The 20,386-nt window shown below is 64.5% G+C and carries 18 protein-coding genes; 10 read left to right on the top strand and 8 right to left on the bottom strand.

The window, feature by feature from the left end; translation table 11 throughout:
- Positions 1-65 precede the first annotated feature (65 nt).
- Positions 66-944 carry a glutathione-dependent disulfide-bond oxidoreductase gene (yghU, locus tag J2R80_RS37235; protein WP_076827192.1) on the top strand — a complete coding sequence of 293 codons (879 nt, stop codon included), beginning with the start codon at positions 66-68 and terminating at the stop codon, positions 942-944.
- 68 nt (positions 945-1,012) lie between these two features.
- On the opposite strand, the gene J2R80_RS37230 is transcribed toward yghU, so the two are convergent.
- From J2R80_RS37230 to J2R80_RS37210, 5 genes are all read right to left on the bottom strand, one after another.
- A complete protein-coding gene (locus J2R80_RS37230) occupies positions 1,013-1,288 on the bottom strand; it encodes a GNAT family N-acetyltransferase (RefSeq protein ID WP_050386047.1) in 276 nt (91 codons plus the stop codon).
- Positions 1,289-1,299: 11 nt separating this feature from the next.
- Positions 1,300-1,914: a flavin reductase family protein gene (locus J2R80_RS37225; RefSeq protein ID WP_253640328.1), complete on the bottom strand. Its 615-nt coding sequence runs from the start codon at positions 1,912-1,914 to the stop codon at positions 1,300-1,302.
- A gap of 292 nt (positions 1,915-2,206) precedes the next feature.
- The gene (locus J2R80_RS37220) at positions 2,207-3,481 is read right to left on the bottom strand and encodes an acyl-CoA dehydrogenase family protein (RefSeq protein ID WP_057015742.1); all 1,275 of its coding nucleotides are present in this window, start codon (positions 3,479-3,481) and stop codon (positions 2,207-2,209) included.
- A gap of 175 nt (positions 3,482-3,656) precedes the next feature.
- A complete protein-coding gene (locus tag J2R80_RS37215) occupies positions 3,657-4,034 on the bottom strand; it encodes a VOC family protein (RefSeq protein WP_057015741.1) in 378 nt (125 codons plus the stop codon).
- Between the two features lie 345 nt (positions 4,035-4,379).
- The gene (locus tag J2R80_RS37210) at positions 4,380-5,162 is read right to left on the bottom strand and encodes an SDR family NAD(P)-dependent oxidoreductase (RefSeq protein WP_253640327.1); all 783 of its coding nucleotides are present in this window, start codon (positions 5,160-5,162) and stop codon (positions 4,380-4,382) included.
- A gap of 151 nt (positions 5,163-5,313) precedes the next feature.
- On the opposite strand from J2R80_RS37210, the gene J2R80_RS37205 reads away from it, so the two are divergent.
- From J2R80_RS37205 to J2R80_RS37195, 3 genes are read left to right on the top strand one after another with little or no spacing between them, the layout of a single operon-like run.
- Complete coding sequence (locus tag J2R80_RS37205; RefSeq protein WP_057015740.1) at positions 5,314-6,105, top strand: enoyl-CoA hydratase/isomerase; 792 nt, start codon at positions 5,314-5,316, stop codon at positions 6,103-6,105.
- Positions 6,102-7,085: a phosphotransferase family protein gene (locus J2R80_RS37200; RefSeq protein ID WP_253640326.1), complete on the top strand. Its 984-nt coding sequence runs from the start codon at positions 6,102-6,104 to the stop codon at positions 7,083-7,085. The genes J2R80_RS37205 and J2R80_RS37200 overlap by 4 nt, the downstream gene beginning before the upstream one ends.
- A 60-nt stretch (positions 7,086-7,145) precedes the next feature.
- A complete protein-coding gene (locus J2R80_RS37195) occupies positions 7,146-7,517 on the top strand; it encodes a DUF6285 domain-containing protein (protein WP_076827200.1) in 372 nt (123 codons plus the stop codon).
- A gap of 191 nt (positions 7,518-7,708) precedes the next feature.
- On the opposite strand, the gene J2R80_RS37190 is transcribed toward J2R80_RS37195, so the two are convergent.
- Positions 7,709-8,488 carry an enoyl-CoA hydratase-related protein gene (locus tag J2R80_RS37190; RefSeq protein ID WP_076827202.1) on the bottom strand — a complete coding sequence of 260 codons (780 nt, stop codon included), beginning with the start codon at positions 8,486-8,488 and terminating at the stop codon, positions 7,709-7,711.
- A 220-nt stretch (positions 8,489-8,708) separates the two neighbouring features.
- Here J2R80_RS37190 and J2R80_RS37185 point away from each other — a divergent pair, with 220 nt between their 5' ends.
- From J2R80_RS37185 to J2R80_RS37175, 3 genes are all read left to right on the top strand, one after another.
- Positions 8,709-9,983 (top strand): acyl-CoA dehydrogenase family protein, encoded by a 1,275-nt coding sequence (locus tag J2R80_RS37185; protein WP_076827204.1) that lies wholly within the window; start codon positions 8,709-8,711, stop codon positions 9,981-9,983.
- A gap of 15 nt (positions 9,984-9,998) precedes the next feature.
- Positions 9,999-10,478 carry a GFA family protein gene (locus J2R80_RS37180; protein WP_253640325.1) on the top strand — a complete coding sequence of 160 codons (480 nt, stop codon included), beginning with the start codon at positions 9,999-10,001 and terminating at the stop codon, positions 10,476-10,478.
- A gap of 189 nt (positions 10,479-10,667) precedes the next feature.
- A complete protein-coding gene (locus tag J2R80_RS37175; RefSeq protein WP_253640324.1) occupies positions 10,668-11,771 on the top strand; it encodes an IS4 family transposase in 1,104 nt (367 codons plus the stop codon).
- Positions 11,772-11,978: 207 nt separating this feature from the next.
- Here J2R80_RS37175 and J2R80_RS37170 read toward each other — a convergent pair whose 3' ends face one another.
- The gene (locus J2R80_RS37170) at positions 11,979-13,559 is read right to left on the bottom strand and encodes a fatty acid--CoA ligase (RefSeq protein ID WP_253640323.1); all 1,581 of its coding nucleotides are present in this window, start codon (positions 13,557-13,559) and stop codon (positions 11,979-11,981) included.
- A gap of 241 nt (positions 13,560-13,800) precedes the next feature.
- Complete coding sequence (locus J2R80_RS37165) at positions 13,801-14,676, bottom strand: SDR family oxidoreductase (protein WP_225641612.1); 876 nt, start codon at positions 14,674-14,676, stop codon at positions 13,801-13,803.
- 100 nt (positions 14,677-14,776) lie between these two features.
- Here J2R80_RS37165 and J2R80_RS37160 point away from each other — a divergent pair, with 100 nt between their 5' ends.
- The 3 genes from J2R80_RS37160 (at position 14,777) to ppc (ending at position 20,372) form a co-directional block, all read left to right on the top strand.
- Positions 14,777-15,589, top strand: a complete 813-nt coding sequence (locus J2R80_RS37160) for a crotonase/enoyl-CoA hydratase family protein (RefSeq protein WP_253640322.1) — start codon at positions 14,777-14,779, stop codon at positions 15,587-15,589.
- Positions 15,590-15,727: 138 nt separating this feature from the next.
- Positions 15,728-17,272, top strand: a complete 1,545-nt coding sequence (locus tag J2R80_RS37155; protein WP_253640321.1) for an acyl-CoA synthetase — start codon at positions 15,728-15,730, stop codon at positions 17,270-17,272.
- A gap of 292 nt (positions 17,273-17,564) precedes the next feature.
- On the top strand, positions 17,565-20,372 hold the full coding sequence (gene ppc / locus J2R80_RS37150; protein WP_253641061.1) for a phosphoenolpyruvate carboxylase: 2,808 nt from the start codon (positions 17,565-17,567) through the stop codon (positions 20,370-20,372).
- The last annotated feature ends 14 nt before the right edge of the window (positions 20,373-20,386 follow it).

Here is a 20,386-nt window from a genome sequence, read left to right as displayed (position 1 = left end):
GGACATGGGGATGGGCACGGCGCCGCCGCGCCACCTGGCAAGAACATGAATCGGGAGCCAACGACGTGAATGACATTCCTGCCTACGAGCCGCCGAAAGTCTGGACCTGGAACAAGGAGAGCGGTGGGCGCTTCGCCAGCATCAACCGGCCGATCGCCGGTCCCACCCACGACAAGGAACTGCCGGTCGGCCGCCATCCGCTGCAACTCTACTCGCTGGCGACGCCGAACGGCGTCAAGGTCACCGTGATGCTGGAAGAGCTGCTGGCGGCGGGTCACAAGGGCGCGGAATACGACGCCTGGCTGATCAAGATCGACGGCAACCAGTTCGGCAGCGGCTTCGTCGCGGTCAATCCGAACTCGAAGATCCCGGCGCTGATGGACCGCAGCGGAAAGGAGCCGATCAGGGTGTTCGAGTCGGGCTCGATCCTGGTGTACCTCGCGGAAAAGTTCGGCGCGTTCCTGCCGACCGACGTCAAGACCCGCGCCGAAACCTTCTCCTGGCTGTTCTGGCAGATGGGCGCCGCGCCCTATCTCGGCGGCGGCTTCGGCCATTTCTACGCCTATGCGCCGACCAAGATCGAATACGCCATCGACCGCTTCGCGATGGAGGTGAAGCGCCAGCTCGACGTGCTCGACCGCCGGCTCGCCGACAACGAGTATCTCGCGGGCGATGTCTACACCATCGCCGACATGGCGGTGTGGCCCTGGTACGGCAGCCTCGCCAAGGGTCTGCTTTACGGCGGCGGCGAATTCCTCTCGGTGCAGGACTACAAGAACGTGCAGCGCTGGACCGATGCGATCGCGGCACGGCCCGCGGTGAAGCGCGGACGCATGGTCAACCGCACCTGGGGCGAGCCGTCGAGCCAGCTCCATGAGCGCCACGACGCCAGCGATTTCGAAACGAAGACGCAGGACAAGATCGGCGAGCCGGTGGCGTCGTGACGAAACGCGTCATGGCCGGGACAAGCCCGGCCATGACGAAATGACAGCTTTGCCAACCCGCCCTGCGATCACCCCAACAGATCGTCATACTCCGGATGCTTCTTCATGAAGCCCTGGATGAATTCGCATTTCACGACGAGCTTGATGCCCTGCGCGCGGACGGCGTCGAGCGTGGCGCGTGCGAGCTTGGAGCCGATCCCGCGGCCGCCAAGCTCCGGCGGCACCTCGGTGTGCACAAGCGTGATCGTGTCCGGCGTCTTTCGGTAGACCACGAAAGCGGTTGAGCCGTCGACGGCGAGCTCGAACCGGCTCTGCGCTTCGTTGTCGCGGAATGTTTCGCTCATTGTCTGATCCTCTATTTCTTTGTGCCCTCGGCCGCGGGAAACACCACGCGGTCGTCGGTGCGGCAGTAGCGGTCGGCGAACATGCGGCCGATCGGGTGGTAGCGCTCCATGTGGACGCGCATCGCCTCGCGGTCCCACAATTCGTCGCGAATGTGGAAATGGATGCCTTCGCCCATGATCAGCTGGCGGTCGCCATTGACGTCGATCAGCTTCCAGGTCTTGCACTCCATCGCGAAAGGCGCATCCGCAAGCCGGGGCACCGCGATCTTGCTCGATGGCGCGAGCTTGAGGCCGAGATAATCAGGCTCGCCGACCTCGGGCGGGAAGTCGCCGGAGGTCTCATGCATCGCGCGCGCCAGCGGCTCGTCGGTCAGGTTGACCACGAATTCGCCGAGACGCTGGATGTTGACCAGGGTGTCCTTCTCGCGGCCGTCGGGCCTGCGGTTGACCGCGAACATGCAGAGCGGCGGATCCTCGCAGAACACATTGAAGAACGAGAACGGCGCCGCATTGACCACGCCGTCCGCGCTCGTGCTCGTCACCCAGGCGATCGGCCGCGGCAGCACGAAGGAGGTCAGCACCTTGTAGCGTTCGCGCTGGGTGAGGTCGCTTGGGGAATATTCCATGGGATGTCCGGAAGTTCGTAGGGCGGGTTAGCGAAGGGTAACCCGCCGCGAGCGGACCGCAAAGCAAAAGGCGGGTTACGCTCGCGCGAACCCGCCTTGCAGACTTGCTTGTTTGTTCCTTGGAGCGCTCTTCCCTTACCTCGCCCCGCCTGCGGGGAGAGGTCGGATCGCATCGTCAGATGCGATCCGGGTGAGGGGGATTCTCCGCGAGACTATCTCTCACCGTGCTTGCGGAGGCAGCCCCTCATCCCGGCCTTCTCCCCACAAGAGCGGGGAGAAGGAGAAGAAGCGACTACGGCATGCTCAGTTCGTGGCGGCCGACCACCATCCAGTGCACCTCGTCCGGACCGTCGGCGAAGCGGAGATGGCGGACGTCCTGGTACATTTCGCCGAGCGGCGACCACTGCGAGATGCCGGTGGCGCCGTGCATCTGGATCGCCTGGTCGATCAGCTTGCAGGCGCGTTCGGGCACCATGGCCTTGACCATCGAGACCCAGACGCGGGCTTCCTTGTTGCCGAGCACGTCCATCGCCTTGGCCGCCTTCAGCACCATCAGCCGCATCGCCTCGATCTCGCAACGAGCCTGGGCGATGATCTGCATGTTGCCGCCGAGATGGGCGATCTTCTTGCCGAACGCTTCGCGGGTCAGGCCACGCTGCACCATCATGTCGAGCGCCTTCTCGGCCTTGCCGATGGTGCGCATGCAGTGATGGATGCGGCCCGGTCCGAGGCGGACCTGCGAAATCTCGAAGCCGCGGCCTTCGCCGAGCAGCATGTTTTCCTTCGGCACCTTGCAATTGTTGAAGCGCAGATGCATGTGGCCGCGCGGCGCGTGGTCGTGGCCGAACACGTGCATGGGCCCGAGGATCTCGACGCCGGGGGTGTCGATCGGCACCAGGATCTGCGACTGTTGCTTGCTCGGCGCGGCGTCGGGATTGGTCTTCACCATCACGATCATGATCTTGCAGCGCGGATCGCCGGCGCCGGAGATGTAATACTTCTCGCCGTTGATCACCCACTCGTCGCCGACGAGCTTTGCGGTGGTCGAGATGTTCTTGGCGTCGGAGGAGGCGACGTTCGGCTCGGTCATCGCATAGGCCGAGCGGATCTCGCCATTGAGCAGCGGCTTCAGCCACTTCTCCTTCTGCGCCTTGGTGCCGACGCGCTCCAGCACCTCCATGTTGCCGGTGTCGGGCGCCGAGCAGTTCATGGTCTCGGAGGCCAGCGGGCTCTTCCCGAGCTCGGCGGCGATGTAGGCGTAGTCGAGATTGTTGAGGCCTTCGCCGGTTTCTGCATCGGGCAGGAAGAAGTTCCAGAGGCCGACTTCCTTGGCCTTGTCCTTGGCCTTCTGCAGGATCGCGAGCTGCTCGTCCGTGAAGCTCCAGCGGTTGGTCTTCTTCTCGCCGGCGCGATAGAACTCGACCGACATCGGGTCGACCGTGTCGCGGATGAACTGCTTCACATGGTCGTAGAGCGGGCGGACCTTGTCCGACATGCGCAGGTCATTGAGCTCGTCGCCTGGACTGAGCGTGTAGTTCGTGGTGCGCGGCACATAGGCATGTTTCACTGTCTTTTCTCCCTCGCGAAGGCGCGTTTCGCGGCGGACAATAGACGCGTGCGACGCGAAGCGCGAGTACCGATTTTCCGATCACCGCTACCGCATCGCGGAATTTCGCGACGGCGTTTCAAACGTTGTTTGAACGCCGCCGCGTACAGCGTGAAAAGAGTCCGGCGGACGCCGGTTAGCTCATCCGATGCATCGCGCAGATCTTGTTGCCGTCGAGGTCGCGCAGATAGGCGAGATAGAGCTTCACGCCAGAACCTTCCCGTACGCCCGGCGGGTCCTCGCAAGGCTTGCCGCCATTGGCGACGCCGGCCGCGTGCCAGGCATGGACCTGCTCCGGCGAAGAGCAGGCAAAGCCGATCGTGCCGCCATTGGCATGCGTCGCCGGTTCGCCGTTGATCGGCTTGGACACCATGAAAATGCCGGCCTTGGTGAGGTACATGATGCGGTGACCGTCAACCCGGGCCGGCCGGACATCAAGCGTGCCAAGCAGCGCATCATAAAATGCCTTGGCCTTGTCGAGATCGTTGGTGCCAACCATCACGTGTGAAAACATCTGAAATATCCTCCCTGCTTGTTAAAAGCCGCCTCATTGCGTCCCTTGCGGCTCAAACGCTAGCAGCAGTTTTGCCGCGACGGAAGCGACGCTGCGTCGCGCGTTGTTCTATCCGTCGCTCTCCGGCCGTTATTCCACGCCGCGCAACTGCGCCGCGAGGGTGCGGATGTATGACTCAACCGCGCGCCACATATTCAGCGTCGTCCCGTTGAAGGCCGGGACCCATAACCACCGATGTCATTTGTGGTGCGATGCTGGTACGACGAGTCCCGTTCACAACATCCGCCGCGGCGTATGGGTCTCGGCCTTCGCCGGGACGACGGCGTTGATGCGGCAAGAGCCGGGCTAGAACGCCGTGTACCCGCCGTCGATCACAAAACAATCCGCCGTATGATAGGACGACGCCTTGCTCATGATGTAGACGGCGATGCCGCCGAAATCGCTCGGCTCGCCGAAGCGACGCAGGGGGATGCGCGGCATCACATTGGCGACGAACTTGTCGTTGGCCATGATGCCGGCGGTCATGTCGCTCTTGATCCAGCCGGGCAGGATCGCGTTCGCCGTGACGCCGTGGCGCGCGAGCTCGACGCCGAGTGCGCGGCACAGCGCGTTCAGCGCCGCCTTGGTGCCGGCATAGTGCTCATTGCGCGCGGTGCCGAACAGCGAGGCGAGGCTCGAGGTGGCGACCAGCCGGCCGAACTTGTCGCCGGCCTCGCCGCGGTCGGTCATGTGGCGTGCCGCAGCCTGGAATACGTGAAATACGCCGTCGAGGTTGGTCGCGAACATCTTGCGCCATTCCTCCTCGGTGCGGTCGATGAAGGCTCTACGTCCGCCGCCGCCGATGCCGGCGTTGGCGAAGCAGCCGTCGACGCGGCCGAAGGTGTCCAGCGTCGCCTTCATCGCGGTCTTGACCGAGCCGGGATCGCTGACGTCGCAGAATTGCGTCGCGACCTTGCCTGGGCCGGCCTTCATCGAGGCCGCGGCGTTGGCATTTTTTTCCGCGTTGCGGCCCCAGATCGAGACGTTGCAGCCGGCGGCGTTCAGCGCCTGCGCGATGCCGAGGCCGATGCCGCCATTGCCGCCGGTGATGACAGCGACGCGGCCGGTGAGATCGAAGATGCCACTCATTGGGGTTTCCATTTGGTTTGGTGCGCGCTAATCACGCGTTCACGGATGGGCTTGCCGCCGACCATGGACAAGCCCGGCACAAAAATCAAATATGGGTCGAAGCATCGACCTACCGCGGTACCCGCCGCCGAAACAAGGTGAAGAGGAAACCATGCAGTTCAAACACGTCACGCTCGACTTCGATGGATCGGTCGCGATCCTGAGGCTCGACCACCAGGAAGTCATGAACGCGGTTTCGATCGACATGCTGGGCGGGCTTGCAGAAGCGCTCGATGCGATCGACGACAGGCGCGATGAGGTGCGCTGCCTGGTGATCACGGGCGCGGGCCGCGCCTTCTGCACCGGCGCCAATCTGCAGGGCCGCAACCAGCAGAAGCCCGGCAAGAGCAATGCCGGCGCGGCGCTGGAGACCGCGTTCCATCCGTTCCTGCGCCGATTGCGTAAGCTGCACTGTCCGATCGTGACGGCGGTGAACGGTCCGGCCGCCGGCGCCGGCATGAGCTTCGCCCTGATGGGCGACCTCATCCTGTGCGCGCGTTCGTCGTATTTCCTGCAGGCATTCCGCCGCATTGGCCTGGTGCCGGATTGCGGCTCGACCTGGCTGTTGCCGCGGCTGATCGGCAAGGCGCGCTCGGTCGAGCTGTCGCTGCTCGGCGAGCGGCTGCCGGCCGAGAAGGCGCTGGAGTGGGGCCTCGTCAACCGCGTCTATGACGACGCCGCGCTGATGGAAGAAACCATGAAGCTCGCGCACGATCTCGCCAACGGCCCGACGGTGGCGTTGTCGCTGATCCGAAAGCTCTATTGGGACAGCCCGGAAAATACCCTCGAGGATCAGCTCAATCTGGAATTCGAGTCGCAGCGCCTTGCCGGCAGCGCCGAGGATTTCAAGGAAGGTGTCACCGCATTCCTCGAGAAGCGGCCGGCGAAGTTCAAGGGCAAATGATCGAGACCGAACTCACCCGCTGCGTCGCCTCGTTTCATCCCGGCGCGACCGGCGTCACCGGCGCCGCAAAACTCTCCGGCGGCGCCAGCCAGGAGACCTGGTCGTTCGACATCGTGCACCCGAACGGCACTGTCGGCGCGATCCTGCGCCGCGCGCCGCCGGGCTACGGTGCCGCGCCGGGCCGCGCCGCCGGCCTCGATGCCGAGGCGACGCTGATGCAGCTCGCGCATGACGCGGGCCTGCCGTCGCCGAAGGTGATGCATGTCTTGAGGCCGAAGGACGGCCTTGGCCGCGGCTTCATCATGGCGCGGGTCGAAGGCGAGACCATCGCGCGGAAAATTTTGCGCGACGAGGGATTTGCCGGCGCGCGGCCGATTCTTGCCCGCCAGCTCGGCCGCGTCATCGCCGGCATCCATGGCCTGCCGAAGGCCAAGCTGCCGAAGCTGCGCAGCCTGACCGCGACCAGGGAGATCGAGGATCTCTCCCGCGAGTATCACAGCTTCAACTGGCCGCGGCCGGTGTTCGAATTGGCGCTGCGCTGGCTGCGCGATCACGATCCCGGTCCGTCGTCGGAGACGACGCTGGTGCATGGCGATTTCCGCCACGGTAATCTGATCATCGGTCCCGACGGGGTGCGCGCGGTGCTCGACTGGGAGCTCGCGCATACCGGCGATCCGATGGAGGATCTCGGATGGATCTGCGTCAACTCATGGCGCTTCGGCGAGATCGACAAGCCGGTCGGCGGTTTCGGCACGCGCGAAGATTTGTTCGCGGGCTATGAGGAAGCCGGCCGCAGGGCCGACCCCGAGCGCGTGATGTTCTGGGAAGTGATGGGCACGCTGCGCTGGGGCGTGATGTGTTGCGGCATGATGCAGCGCTTCCGAAGCGGCCCGGATCACTCGATGGAGCGCGCGATGATCGGGCGGCGCGCGTCGGAGACCGAGATCGATCTGCTGCGGTTGCTGGCGCCGCGCGCATGATCCCGGAACGTGGAGACCGGTCTTCGGAATCGATCATGCGCAAGAAAGAGAGCAAGTGACATGCAGGACGAACCGACACCCACCGAACTGATCAAGGCCGTCGCCGACTTCCTGCGCAGCGAGATCGCGCCCGCGATCAAGGGGCACAACGGCTTCAAGCTGCGCGTCGGCATCAACGCGCTCGACCTGGTGACGCGGCAGCTCGCGCTCGCCGAGGCCGGCGATGCGACCGAGGCCGCGCGGCTGAAGCAATTGCTGGGCACCGACGGGACGCTGATGGAGCTGAACCGCGTGCTGTCGGAGAAGATCGCAGGTGGCGAGGTCGATCTGAAAACGCCGGGGCTATCGGAGCATCTCTGGCAGACCACGATGGACAAGCTCGCCGTCGACCAGCCGAACTACGCGTCCTACAAGCGGGAGCTCGGAAAGTAGGATGGGTAGAGCGAAGCGAAACCCATCAGGACCACGCGCCAAGCCTCGATGGGTTTCGCTACGCTCTACCCATCCTACGTCGTCATGAGAGGATTGCCGTCATTCCGGGATGGTGCGTCAGCACCAGACCCGGAATGACGAGATTCCGGGTTCGATGCTTCGCATCGCCCCGGAATGACAGAAGGGACGTGCTACCGCCCCAGCCACTTCGGCGGCCGCTTCTCCGAAAACGCCTTCGGGCCCTCGATGTAATCCTGCGAGGCGGCCATCGCCTTCACCGCCGGATAGTCGCGCTGCTCGGCCAGTGCCTGCTCGAGCGAGACTTCGAGACCCTTCTGGATCGCCTGCTTGGAGGCGCGGATCGACATCGGCGAGTTCTTGGTGATCGTCTCGGCCCAGCGCTCGGCCGCTGCCAGCGCCTCGCCCTGCGGCACCACCTCGTTGACGAAGCCGAGTTCGAGGCCTTCCTTGGCGCTGACATGGCGGGCGGTCAGGATCATGCCCATGGCGCGCTTCAGCCCGATCTGGCGCGGCAGCCGGTGCAGGCCGCCGGCCAGCGCAGCGAGGCCGACGCGCGGCTCGGGCAGGGCGAAGGTCGCATTCTCGGAAGCGATGATCAGATCGCAGGCCAATGCGATCTCGAAGCCGCCGCCCATCGCGACGCCGTTGACTGCGGCGATGATCGGCTTGTCGCAGTCGAAGCGGGTGGTCAGGCCGGCGAAGCCGCCCTTGTCCCAGCCGCGCTTGCCTCCGGCAGCCTGCCATTTCAGGTCGTTGCCGGCGCAGAACGCCTTGTCGCCGGCGCCGGTGACGATCGCGACCCACTGCTCGGGATCGGCGGAGAACTCGTCGAACACCTTGTTGAGCTCGAAATGCGCGTCGATATGCAGCGCGTTGTAGACCTCGGGCCGCGACAGCGTCACGATGGTGATGGGACCCCTGCGCGTCACCTTGGAGAATTTCAGATCCATGTTTGCTCCCGTCGATTTTCTGCGGCGAAGAATATTGCTGATATCCTAGCGCCTGCGCGTCGTTCCGTGCCATCCAATTACGCAAGGCGACCGCGCGTGCAAGCCTCGCTCGCCTGCTTGACTTGGCGACAGGCTTCTCACCTTAATCGATCCGAACGCGGATGCGCGACAGCGTCTAGACGCAAAATCAGAATCAACAATATTTCCGGGAGAGACCGCCTTGGATTTCAACTTGCCGGCTGACCTGACAGCCTATCTCGCCGAGCTCGATCGCTTCATCGAACGCGAGATCAAGCCGCTGGAAGAGGCTGACGACAACATCCGCTTCTTCGACCATCGCCGTGAATGGGCGCGCACCGATTTCGACAAGGGCGGCCTGCCGCGCCACGAATGGGAGCTCTTGCTGCGCAAGGCCAAGAACCTGGCCGATGCCGCCGGCCATCTGCGCTTCGCGATCCCGAAGCGCTATGGCGGCAAGGACGGCTCCAACCTGTGGATGGCCGTGATCCGCGAACATTTTGCCTCAAAGGGTCTCGGTTTGCACAACGACCTGCAGAACGAACACTCGATCGTCGGCAATCTGCCGATCGTGACCATGCTCGACCGCTACGGAACCGACGAGCAGAAGGCGATGATCGACGGCTCGATCACCGGCAAGTACCGCATCACGTTCGGTCTGACGGAGCCCGAGCACGGCTCGGACGCCACCCATATGGAAACCAGAGCGGTTCAGGCCACGCGCGACAACGTCAAGGGCTGGATCATCAACGGCGAGAAGATGTGGACGACAGGCATGCATGTCGCCACCCACTGTGCGCTGTTTGCCCGCACCTCGGGCAATGACGGCGACGCGCGCGGCATCAGCTGCTTCCTGGTGCCGGCGAAATCGGCGGGGGTGAAGGTCGAAGAGTATATGTGGACCTTCAACATGCCGACCGACCATCCGCGGGTCAGCTTCACCGATGTGTTCGTGCCGGAGGATGCGCAGTTCGGCGAGGTCGGCCGCGGCCTGTCGCTGGCGCAATGCTTCGTGCACGAGAACCGCATCCGCCAGGCGGCGAGCTCGCTCGGCGCCGCGGTGTACTGCATCAATGAGAGCGTGAAATATGCTCGCGAGCGCAAGCCGTTCGGCAAGGCGCTGGCCGAGAACCAGGCGATCCAGTGGCCGCTGGTCGAGCTCGCGACCCAGGCCGAGATGCTGCGGCTGTTGATCCGCAAGACCGCCTGGGAGATGGATCAACTGACCCAGGCGCAGGTCGAGCACACGCTGTCCGACCGGGTCTCGATGTGCAATTTCTGGGCAAACCGTCTGTGCTGCGAAGCCGCCGACCGCGCGATGCAGGTGCATGGCGGCATGGGCTATTCGCGCCACAAGCCGTTCGAGCACATCTACCGCCATCACCGCCGCTATCGCATCACGGAAGGCAGCGAGGAGATCCAGAAGCGCAAGGTGGCGGGCTTCCTGTTCGGCTACATGGGAGCCGGCAAGCACTAACGCAGAGGAGGCGGCATGAGCATGGAAGGTGGATGCACCTGCAGAAACGTCCGCTACCGCCTGACCGGCAGCCCGCTGATCGTGCACGCCTGCCACTGCACCTGGTGCCAGCGCGAGACCGGCACCGTGCACGCGCTCAACGCGTTGTACGAGGCCGAGCGGGTCGAGCATATCGCGGCCGAGCCCGAGATCGTCGACACGCCCTCGGCGAGCGGCAAGGGACAGAAGATCGCGCGTTGCTCCATCTGCAAGGTCGCGGTGTGGAGCAACTATCCGGGCGCGGGACCGGCGGTACGCTTCGTCCGCGTCGGCACGCTGGATGATCCGAGCCAGTGCCCGCCGGATGCTCACATCTTCACCTCGTCGAAGCAGCCCTGGGTGACGTTCCCGCCGGGCGCGAAAGTGTTCGCCGAGTATTACGATCGGAAAGAGGTCTGGCCGAAAGAGGCGCAGGAGCGGTGGCGCGTCTTGCGGGAGAGGACGGGGAAGAAGTGAAGTGCGACACTCCCTCCACCGTCGTCCCTGCGAAAGCAGGGACCCATAACCACAGTCGGCTATTGGTTGAACGAGATGTGGCCCCAGCGTCGCGCAACAACTCTCATTTGGGGTAATGGGTCCTGGCTTTCGCCCATAGGCGCTAAAATAGGATTTGCGTCTTGGATTCGCTTGTGATTCCAAGATGGAATGGCACACGAATCGCTTGTGAACAAAGATTGGGCGCGCGTTGTCGCCCGACTTGGCGGAGCCGAGGCTCTGAACATTAGCGCGCGCAAGACGAAGGCGTTTGTCCGTCCGCGGGAGATCAGCAATGCGGTCGACTTGCTGCGCCTGATCTTGGCTTATTGCCTTGGTGAGAAAGGGCTGCGGTTGACGGCGGCATGGGCCACGTCGGTTGGGCTTGTCGATATCTCCAACGTGGCTCTGTTGTATCGCTTACGTCAGTGCGGAGATTGGCTGGCAATCTTGGTCGAGCAGGCGCTTGCCGACGCGGCGCCGAAGGCGATCCGCGGTCGTCTGATCCGTATTGTTGACGCCACGACGGTCCCCAAGGCTGGGACGAGCGGCAGGAACAAGAACGCAGTGTGGCGTATCCATAGCGCGTTCGATCTTCCGCAGGAGCGCTTTGGTCACTTCGAACTGACCGATCAGCGAGCGGGCGAGACGCTGGATCGGATACCGGCGGTTGCCGGTGAGATCTGTCTTGCCGATCGCGCCTATCTGCAACCGGAGCGCATGGCGCATCTCGTCGATGCCGATGCGGACTTCGTGATCCGGGCCGGCTGGAAGAGCGCGCGCTGGCTCGATGCCGAAGGTAATCTTGTTGACCTCACTGCCGAACTGCGCAACGCCTCGGCGCGTGGCCTGATCGATCGGCCGATTTGGATAAAGCGCAAGTCAGGTGCGCCGCCGCTCGCAGTGCGTCTGGTTGCCGCGAAGAAGCCGGCGCAAGCTGCTGCGGCTGCGCGACGCAAGGCGCGCCGGACTGCACAAAAGGGAGGTCATCAGCTCTCCAGGCAAACACTTGACGCCGCAGATTGGGTGATCCTGGTGACCTCACTCAGGCCAGAGGACTTCACGACTGCAGATATCCTCGCCCTCTATCGGCTGCGATGGCGCATTGAGCTCGGCTTCAAGCGGCTGAAAAGCCTGATTGGCCTGAAGGGACCTCCCGGAACCGACGAGCGGTCCGCCAGACCCCATATCCTCGCTCATCTGCTGATCATTCTATTGCTCGAGCCGCTCGTCGACGAACTCGAAGACTCTCCCCGCTTGGCCGACGCCGCCTGACCCACCCAGTGACGTGGCGTCTGCTGCGCCAGCTCGTCGCTTCGCTACGGCAAGCGATCATTCCACAGCCCGCAATCGCTATACTCTGCAGAGCCAGTCACGCTCTCCGGCGACATCTACGCGAGCCACCCAGACATAAGCGCCACTATCAGACTATGATCAAACTATCTTAGCGCCTATGGGCCTTCGCCGGGACGACAGCGAGGGCTAATTCACCTGCCGGTCCTTGCCCGCCCAATACGGTTCACGCAGGCTCCGCCGCAAAATCTTGCCCGACGGGTTGCGCGGCAGCGCCGGGATGAAGTCGACCGATTTCGGTGTCTTATAGCCGGCGATCCGCTCGCGCGTGAAGTTGATGATGTCGGCCGCGGTCGCGGCTTTTCCCGGCTTCATCACCACCACCGCCTTCACCGCCTCGCCCCATTTGTCGTCGGGGATGCCGATCACGGCGGCTTCCGCCACGTCCGGATGGTCGCACAGCGCGCTCTCGACCTCGGCCGGATAGATGTTCTCGCCGCCGGAGATGATCATGTCCTTGATGCGGTCGTGGATGTAGAGATAGCCGTCCTTGTCCATGTAGCCGGCGTCGCCGGTGCGCAGCCAGCCGTCGCTGTCGATGGTGCGCGCGGTGGCCTCGGGCAGATTCCAGTAGCCGGCCATGTTGGAGCCGGAGCGGGTGGCGATTTCGCCGACTTCGCCCGGCGGCAGCGGCTTGCCGTCCGGATCGAGAATCGCAAGCTCGATGCCGGGCAACGCCTTGCCGGCGGAGCGCATGCGGTCGAGCCCTTCGATATGGTCTTCCGGCGGCAGCGCGACGATGGTGCCGGTGGTCTCGGTCATGCCGTACATCTGCACGAAGCCGCATTTGAAGACCTCGATGCACTCCTTCAGCAGCGCCGCCGGAATCGGTGAGGCGCCATAGAGCATGTATTTCAGGCGGGAGAAGTCGACCTGCCGCGCGCGCGGCTGCCGCACCACGAACTGCATCGCCGCCGGCACCATGAACAGCTTTGTGATGCCGGACTGCTCGAAGAAGTCGAGCACCTTGGTCGGGTCGAACTCGCGCGCGATTACACCGCGGGCGCCGTGATAGAGGCCCATCACGCCCCAGCCGGAGCCGCCGATGTGGAAGATCGGCATCGCGACCAGCGAGACGTCGTCGGTGGTCCAGCGGTTCCACTCCGGCTTCTCGGCCTCGCTGCCGCTTTGCACGAGGTTGAGGAAATTGGCGTGTGACAGCATCGCGCCTTTCGGCTTGCCCGTCGTGCCCGAGGTGTAGAGCTGGATCGCGATGTCCTTCGGCTCGATCGCAACGCGCGGGTCGTCGTCGCCCTGCGCATCGCGCCAGGCGACGAAGTCGGGCCATTCCGGCGCGCCGCCCTCGGTCGTGATGATGGTGCGAACGCTCGGCAGGTTGTCGCGGATGTTGCGCGCCTGCGTGATGAATTCGGGGCCGACGAACAGGACGGGGGCCTTGCAGTCGTCGACGATGAAGGCGACTTCGGGGCCTGCAAGGCGCCAGTTCACCGGCGCCATCACCACACCGGCCTTCATCGCGCCCATCAACAGCTCGAAATAGAAGTCACTGTTCTTGCCGAGATAGGCGATGCGCTCACCCTTCTCGACGCCCATCGCGATCAGCGCGTTGGCGACGCGGTTGGTCTTGATGTCGAACCCGGCGAAGCTGGTTTGCCGTCCCTCGAATTCATAGGCCAGCGCATCGCCGCGGCTCTTGGCGCGCTCGCGCACCATGTCGGCAAGATTGGTTAGTTTCTGCGCGTCGGACATGTTCCCCCGTGACGTCTTGTTTTGGTTGCACGGAGTGTGGCGGCATCGCGCGGGAAAAACAATACGGAGGAATTGGCCGCGCTGTTTCAACATCGTCGTCCCGGCGAAGGCCGGGACCCATAACCACGAATCTGTATGTGGCGCGACGCTGGGGCCACAACGAGCTCAACAACGCGCAGCGGTGGTTTGGGTCCCTGCTTTCGCAGGGACGACAGTAGTGATTGAGGAGCAAGCGCGGGCCTCAGCCCCGCGCCGCGCGATCCTTCTCGTTCTGCGCCTTGATCGACTCGCGCGCCTTGGTCCAGTCGTCGTCGCTCCAGTCGCGGAGCTGATAGAAATTGCCGCCCATCGCGAGCGCCTGCGCGCCGTCCATGGCGATGGTCTCGCCGTTGATCCAGTCGCAGCCGCCGGAGATCAGGAACACCGCGAGGTTCTGCAATTCCTCCATGGTGCCGACGCGGCCCATCGGGTTCATCGCCTTGGTGCGCGCACCGGCCTCGTCGCCGGGCTTGATGCGCTTGCTCATGCCCTCGGTCGGGATCTCGCCGGGCGCGATGGTGTTCAGGCGGATGCCGTGACGACCCCACTCGATGGCGAGCGACATGGTCATGGCGTGGATCGCCGACTTGCTCATCGCCGATGGCACCACGTAAGGCGAGCCGTTGCGCACCCAGGTCACGGTGATCGACACCACGTTGCCGCGATGCCCTCCGGCGATCCAGCGCCGGCCCACCGCGTGCGTCACGTAGAAGGTGCCGTGCATCACGATGTTGGCGACCGCATCGAAGCCGCGCGGCGACAATTCTTCCGAGCGCGAGATGAAATTGCCGGCGGCGTTGTTGATCAGATCGGTCAGCGGGCCGCTGGTGGTCCAGATCGCCTCGATCATCTCGTCGACCGCCATGGCGTTGCGGATATCGACGCCGTGGCTGACCACGCGCCCGCCATACTCGGCCATCAGCTCGGTCGCGGTTTCGTCGCAGACGCTCTTGCGGCGGCCGCAGATATGCACCTCTGCCCCGAGCTGCAGGAACCGCGAGGCCATGGACTTGCCGAGGCCGGTGCCACCACCGGTTACCAGTATGCGCCGCCCGGCAAGAAGCTGATCAGAGAACATCGTTTCCTCCACGGGGGTTGTCAGTTAATTGGTCGATTGACTAAAAGCGGACAACGGCCTTTCTGTAAAGCGCCAACAAGGAACAGCGGAGGAGATTTCAATGGAAGATCGCGTTTCGATATCGATTTCGGACGGTATCGCCGATGTCCGCCTGGTGCGGGCGGACAAGATGAACGCGCTCGACGCCGCGATGTTCGAGGCATTGGTGGCCGCAACCGACCGGCTTTCCAGGGAAAAAGCCGTTCGGGTGGTGGTGCTGTCCGGCGAGGGCCGGGCGTTCTGCGCCGGGCTCGACATGGGCCGTTTCGCCGCCATGAAGGATGGCGGTAACGGAGTACCGGGCGGCGAGAAGCGCGATCTCACCGTCCGCACCCACGGCAAGGCCAATTTCCCGCAGCAGGCGGTCTGGGGCTGGCGCCAGCTTCCGGTGCCGGTGATCGCAGCGGTCCACGGTGTCGCGTTCGGCGGCGGCTTCCAGCTCGCGCTCGGCGCCGACATGCGCTTCCTCTCGCAGGATGCACGGATGTCGATCATGGAAATCAAATGGGGTCTTGTGCCCGACATGGCGGGCACGCCGATTCTGGCGAGCCTCGTGCGCGACGACATCCTGCGCGAGCTCACCTATACCGGTCGCATCTTCTCGGCGCAGGAGGCCCAAAGTTACGGCCTTGCCACCCGCGTCTGCGACGACCCGCGCGCCGCGGCGCTCGAAGTCGCGCGCGAGATCGCCGGCAAGAGCCCGGATGCGATCCGTGCCGCCAAGCGCATGCTCAACAATCTGTCGGTCGACCCGGCGGCCGCGCTGCTCGCGGAATCGGTCGAGCAGCAGAACTTGCTCGGCAACCCGAACCAGACCGAATCCGTGCGCGCCAATCTGGAGAAGCGCGCGCCAAGGTTTGTGGATGCGGGGTAACGACCGCAGTCATTCCGCAGCGGTGCGCAGCATCGAACCATGGTGCGCAATTGCGCACCGGAGAATCTCGAGATTCCGCGTTCGCGCTCTGCGCGCCCCGGAATGACATTTAACCCGACGAAAGATCGGACAACGACAATGGAAACGTCCCAGCCCTTCCTCGGCATCGTCAGCGGCGGTCGCCGGCGCGATCACGCTGCAGTGGCCGAGCGCGCCGACCGTATTGCCAGCGGCCTCAACGGGCTCGGCGTCAAGCCGGGCGACAGCGTCTGCATGCTGATGCGCAATGACATCGCCTTCATCGAGGCTGCCTATGCCGCGATGCGGCTCGGCGCCTATGGCGTGCCGATCAACTGGCACTTCAAGCCGGAGGAGATCAACTATGTGCTGACGGATTCCGGCACGCGCGTCCTGATCGGTCATGCCGACATGCTGCATCCGCTGCGCGGCGCGATCCCGCCCGGCGTCATCGTGCTCAGCGTGCCGACGCCACCGGAAATCCTCGCCAACTACAAGATCAATCCCGATCATCTGGCGACACCGGATTTCGCGATCGATTTCGAAGCCTGGCTGGCGCAGTTCCCGCGCTATGACGGCCCGGTGGTGCCGCAGCCGCAGAACATGATCTACACCTCGGGCACCACAGGCCATCCCAAGGGCGTGCGCCGCTTCGCGCCGACGCCGGAGCAGACCGCCAATGCGGAAGCAATGCGCGCGATGATCTACGGCCTGAAGCCCGGTGCACGCGCGATCCTGCCCGGACCGCTCTACCATTCCGCGCCGAATTCCTTCGGCTTGCGCTCGGGCAAGCTCGGCGGCGCGCTGGTGCTCATGCCGCGCTTCGACGCGGAGGAGTTTCTGCAGTTGATCGCGCGCGAGCGGATCGACACCATCTTCATGGTGCCGACGATGTTCATCCGCCTGATGAAGCTGCCCGAGGAGGTGCGCCGCAAGTACGACATGTCATCGCTGCGTCACATCATCCATGCCGCCGCGCCCTGTCCGCCCGACGTCAAGCGCGCCATGATCGAATGGTGGGGGCCGGTGATCTATGAATTCTATGGCTCGACCGAGTCAGGCGCGGTGACCTTCGCCAATTCCGAGGACGCGCTGAAGAAGCCCGGCACGGTCGGAAAGATCTCGCCCGGTGCCGAGCTGCGCTTCATCGGCGACGACGGCAAGGAGGTGCCGCAGGGCCAGATCGGCGAGATCTATTCGCGGATCAAGGGCAATCCCGATTTCACCTATCACAATAAGGCCGAGAAGCGCGCCGAGATCGACCGGCAGGGATTCATCACCTCGGGCGACGTCGGCTATATCGATGCCGACGGCTACGTCTTCATCTGCGATCGCAAGCGCGACATGGTGATCTCGGGCGGCGTCAACATCTATCCGGCCGAGATCGAGGCGGTGCTGCATGCCGTCCCCGGCGTGCACGACTGCGCGGTGTTCGGCATTCCCGATGCCGAGTTCGGCGAGGCGCTGATGGCGGTGGTCGAGCCGCAGCCCGGCGTCGCGCTCGACATCGCCTCCGTCCGCGCCCAGCTGAAGACCACGCTCGCCGATTACAAGGTGCCCAAGCACATCGAGATCCAGACCAGCCTGCCGCGCGAGGATTCCGGAAAAATCTTCAAGCGCCGGCTGCGCGATCCGTATTGGGAGCGAGCGGGGCGGAGGATCTAGCGCCACAAAACTCGCCGTCGTCCCGGGCAAGCCAACGGGTCGGCGCGAAGCGCCGCCCGATGACAGGCTCCGCGCGACCCGGGACCCATAACCACCAATCTCCGTGTTGCGCGCTGCAGTAGCCCCAGCTTGCTTCGACCGCAGCCGCCGGTGGTTATGGGTCGGCTTTCGCCGGGACGGCGTTGGTGAGTGTGCACCGCCACCAAGTTCATCTTGCGCTGCGGCAAAAAAAGCGCACACTCGGGAGGAGCCGGGCAGCCTCCGGAGTAGCCGAGCCATGTCTCCCCAGGTAATGCCTCCCCAGACCATGCCGTCCGAGACCGAAATCCGCGCCAAGCGTGCCGCAGAGGCCAGCCTTCTGGAAGCGACTGCGCAGGAGGAGGATGCGCGGCTCCGGAACGACATCCGCCTTTTGGGGCGCGTCCTCGGCGACACCGTGCGCGACCAGGAAGGGGCCGATGTATTCGACCTGGTCGAGCGCATCCGCCAGACCTCGGTTCGCTTCCATCGCGACGAGGACAAGCTGGCGCGACGGGAACTGGAGAGCATCCTCGACGGCATGTCGATTGCCGAGACGCTGCAGATCGTCCGCGCCTTCAGCTATTTCTCCCATCTCGCCAACATCGCCGAGGACCAGAACAACATCCGCCAGATGCGCAGCCGCGGGCCGAGCGGGGCGCCGCGGCCGAGGACGCTGGAACAGACGCTGGTGCATGCCCGCCAGGCCGGCATCAGCCCGGCCGATTTGCGCAGCTTCTTCCGGAGCGCGCTCGTCAGCCCGGTATTAACCGCGCATCCGACCGAGGTCCGCCGCAAGAGCACGATGGATCGCGAGATGGAGATCGCGGATCTGCTCGACCGCCGCGAGCGGCTGCAGATGACGCCGGACGAAAGCGAGGCCAGCGACGAGCAGCTTCGCCGCGCCGTGGTGACGCTGTGGCAGACCAATCTGCTGCGCCGGACCAAATTGACCGTCCTCGACGAGGTCGCCAACGGCCTGTCGTTCTACGACTACACCTTCCTGCAGGAGGTGCCGCGGCTGCATTGCGCGCTGGAGGATCGCCTGAACAAGGAGGGTGGCGAGGCCGGCGAACTCGCTTCCTTCCTCAGGATGGGAAGCTGGATCGGCGGCGATCGCGACGGCAATCCCTTCGTCACCGCGGAGGTGATGCGCGGCACGCTGCGCCTGCAGTCGAGCCAGGCGCTCAACTTCTACCTCGAGGAGCTGCATGCGCTTGGCGCCGAATTGTCGCTGGCGGCGCATCTCGCCGACGTCTCGGACGAGCTGCGGAGCCTCGCCGGGCGTTCGCCCGACACCTCACCGCATCGCAGCGGCGAGCCGTATCGTCTGGCCGTATCGGGCATCTATGCGAGACTTGCGGCGACAGCCTCCCGGCTCGAGGTCGAGACCACGCGGCCGCCGGTCGGCAAGGCCGAGCCCTATGCGCGCGCCAGGGAATTCCAGGCCGATCTCGACGTGCTCAACCGCTCGCTGATTGCGAACAATTCCAGCGTGATCGCGCGCGGCCGGCTGCGGCTGTTGCGGCGGGCGGTGGATTGCTTCGGCTTCCATCTGGCGCGACTCGACATCCGCCAGAACTCGGCGGTGCACGAGCGCACCATCGCCGAACTGTTCGACACCGCCAATCCGGGGATGTCCTATCTGGCGCTCGGCGAGGACGCCCGCGTCAGCCTGCTGCTGGGCGAGCTGCGCAATGCACGGCCGATAGCCTCGCCCTTCGTGAAATATTCCGAGGAGACCCAGAGCGAGCTCGCCGTGTTCCGAGCCGCGGCCGAGGCGCATGCCAGGTTCGGGCCGGAGGTGATCTCCCAATGCATCATCTCGATGTGCCAGGGCATGTCCGACATGCTCGAGGTCGCGGTGCTGCTGAAGGAGGTCGGGCTCGTCAATCCGTCCGGCCGCAGCGCCGTCAACATCGTGCCGCTGTTCGAAACCATCGAGGATCTGCAGGCCTCCAGCGGCATCATGGACCGCATGCTGGTGCTGCACGATTATCGCAAGCTGGTCGACAGTCTCGGTAGCGTGCAGGAGGTGATGCTCGGCTATTCCGACAGCAACAAGGATGGCGGCTTCGTCACCTCGGGTTGGGAGCTCTACAAGGCAGAGATCGGCCTCGTCGAGGTGTTCGAGCGCCACGGCGTGCGGCTGCGCCTGTTCCACGGCCGCGGCGGTTCGGTCGGCCGCGGCGGCGGCCCGAGCTATGACGCGATCATCGCGCAGCCCGGCGGCGCCGTGAACGGCCAGATCCGCATCACGGAGCAGGGCGAGATCATCTCGTCGAAATATTCCAATGCCGAGGTCGGCCGCAGCAATCTGGAGATCCTCGCGGCTGCAACGCTGGAAACCAGCCTGCTGCAGCCTCGGCAGAGCGCGCCGCGCCCCGAATATCTCAAGGCGATGGAGGAGATTTCCGCGCTCGCCTTCAAGGCCTATCGCGGCCTTGTCTATGAGACCGAAGGCTTCGCCGATTATTTCTGGGGCTCGACCGTCATCAACGAGATCGCGACGCTGAACATCGGCAGCCGCCCGGCCTCGCGCAAGAAGACCCGCGAGATCGAGGACCTGCGCGCCATTCCGTGGGTGTTCTCCTGGGCGCAATGCCGGCTGATGCTGCCGGGATGGTATGGTTTCGGCAGCGCGGTCGAGAGCTGGATATCAGAGCATCCGGAGCAGGGCATGGCGTTCCTGCAGGAGCTCTATCGGGAATGGCCGTTCTTCCGCACGCTGCTCTCCAACATGGATATGGTGCTGGCGAAGAGCTCGATCGCGATCGCCTCGCGCTATGCCGAGCTGGTGCCTGACGTCGCGTTGCGCGAGAAGATTTTCGGCCAGATCCGCCGCGAATGGCATCTGTCGATCGAGACGCTGCTCGACATCATGGGGCATGACCGGCTGCTGCAGGGCAACCCGCTGCTGGAGCGCGGCATCCGCAACCGCTTCCCGTACATGGATCCGCTCAATCACGTGCAGGTCGAGCTGTTGAAGGAGTATCGCGCGCAGAACCCGGACGAGCAGGTGCTGCGCGGGATTCAGATCACGATCAACGGGATCTCGGCGGGGTTGCGGAATAGCGGCTAGCCACAGTGTCGTCC

Origin of the sequence: Bradyrhizobium sp. USDA 4541 (assembly GCF_024171085.1) — a bacterium.
GTDB lineage: Bacteria > Pseudomonadota > Alphaproteobacteria > Rhizobiales > Xanthobacteraceae > Bradyrhizobium > Bradyrhizobium australafricanum.
This window is presented reverse-complemented; position numbering and strand designations above follow the sequence as displayed.

Excerpts from the sequence above, each read along its gene's own strand:
- J2R80_RS37210 (WP_253640327.1), bottom strand. The coding sequence starts at position 5,162 with ATGAGTGGCATCTTCGATCTCACCGGCCGCGTCGCTGTCATCACCGGC.
- J2R80_RS37155 (WP_253640321.1), top strand. The coding sequence starts at position 15,728 with ATGGAAACGTCCCAGCCCTTCCTCGGCATCGTCAGCGGCGGTCGCCGG.
- J2R80_RS37180 (WP_253640325.1), top strand. The coding sequence starts at position 9,999 with ATGAGCATGGAAGGTGGATGCACCTGCAGAAACGTCCGCTACCGCCTG.
- J2R80_RS37215 (WP_057015741.1), bottom strand. The coding sequence starts at position 4,034 with ATGTTTTCACACGTGATGGTTGGCACCAACGATCTCGACAAGGCCAAG.
- J2R80_RS37195 (WP_076827200.1), top strand. The coding sequence starts at position 7,146 with ATGCAGGACGAACCGACACCCACCGAACTGATCAAGGCCGTCGCCGAC.
- J2R80_RS37200 (WP_253640326.1), top strand. The coding sequence starts at position 6,102 with ATGATCGAGACCGAACTCACCCGCTGCGTCGCCTCGTTTCATCCCGGC.
- J2R80_RS37225 (WP_253640328.1), bottom strand. The coding sequence starts at position 1,914 with ATGGAATATTCCCCAAGCGACCTCACCCAGCGCGAACGCTACAAGGTG.
- J2R80_RS37230 (WP_050386047.1), bottom strand. The coding sequence starts at position 1,288 with ATGAGCGAAACATTCCGCGACAACGAAGCGCAGAGCCGGTTCGAGCTC.
- J2R80_RS37170 (WP_253640323.1), bottom strand. The coding sequence starts at position 13,559 with ATGTCCGACGCGCAGAAACTAACCAATCTTGCCGACATGGTGCGCGAG.
- J2R80_RS37160 (WP_253640322.1), top strand. The coding sequence starts at position 14,777 with ATGGAAGATCGCGTTTCGATATCGATTTCGGACGGTATCGCCGATGTC.
- J2R80_RS37205 (WP_057015740.1), top strand. The coding sequence starts at position 5,314 with ATGCAGTTCAAACACGTCACGCTCGACTTCGATGGATCGGTCGCGATC.
- ppc (WP_253641061.1), top strand. The coding sequence starts at position 17,565 with ATGCCTCCCCAGACCATGCCGTCCGAGACCGAAATCCGCGCCAAGCGT.
- J2R80_RS37190 (WP_076827202.1), bottom strand. The coding sequence starts at position 8,488 with ATGGATCTGAAATTCTCCAAGGTGACGCGCAGGGGTCCCATCACCATC.
- J2R80_RS37175 (WP_253640324.1), top strand. The coding sequence starts at position 10,668 with ATGGCACACGAATCGCTTGTGAACAAAGATTGGGCGCGCGTTGTCGCC.
- J2R80_RS37165 (WP_225641612.1), bottom strand. The coding sequence starts at position 14,676 with ATGTTCTCTGATCAGCTTCTTGCCGGGCGGCGCATACTGGTAACCGGT.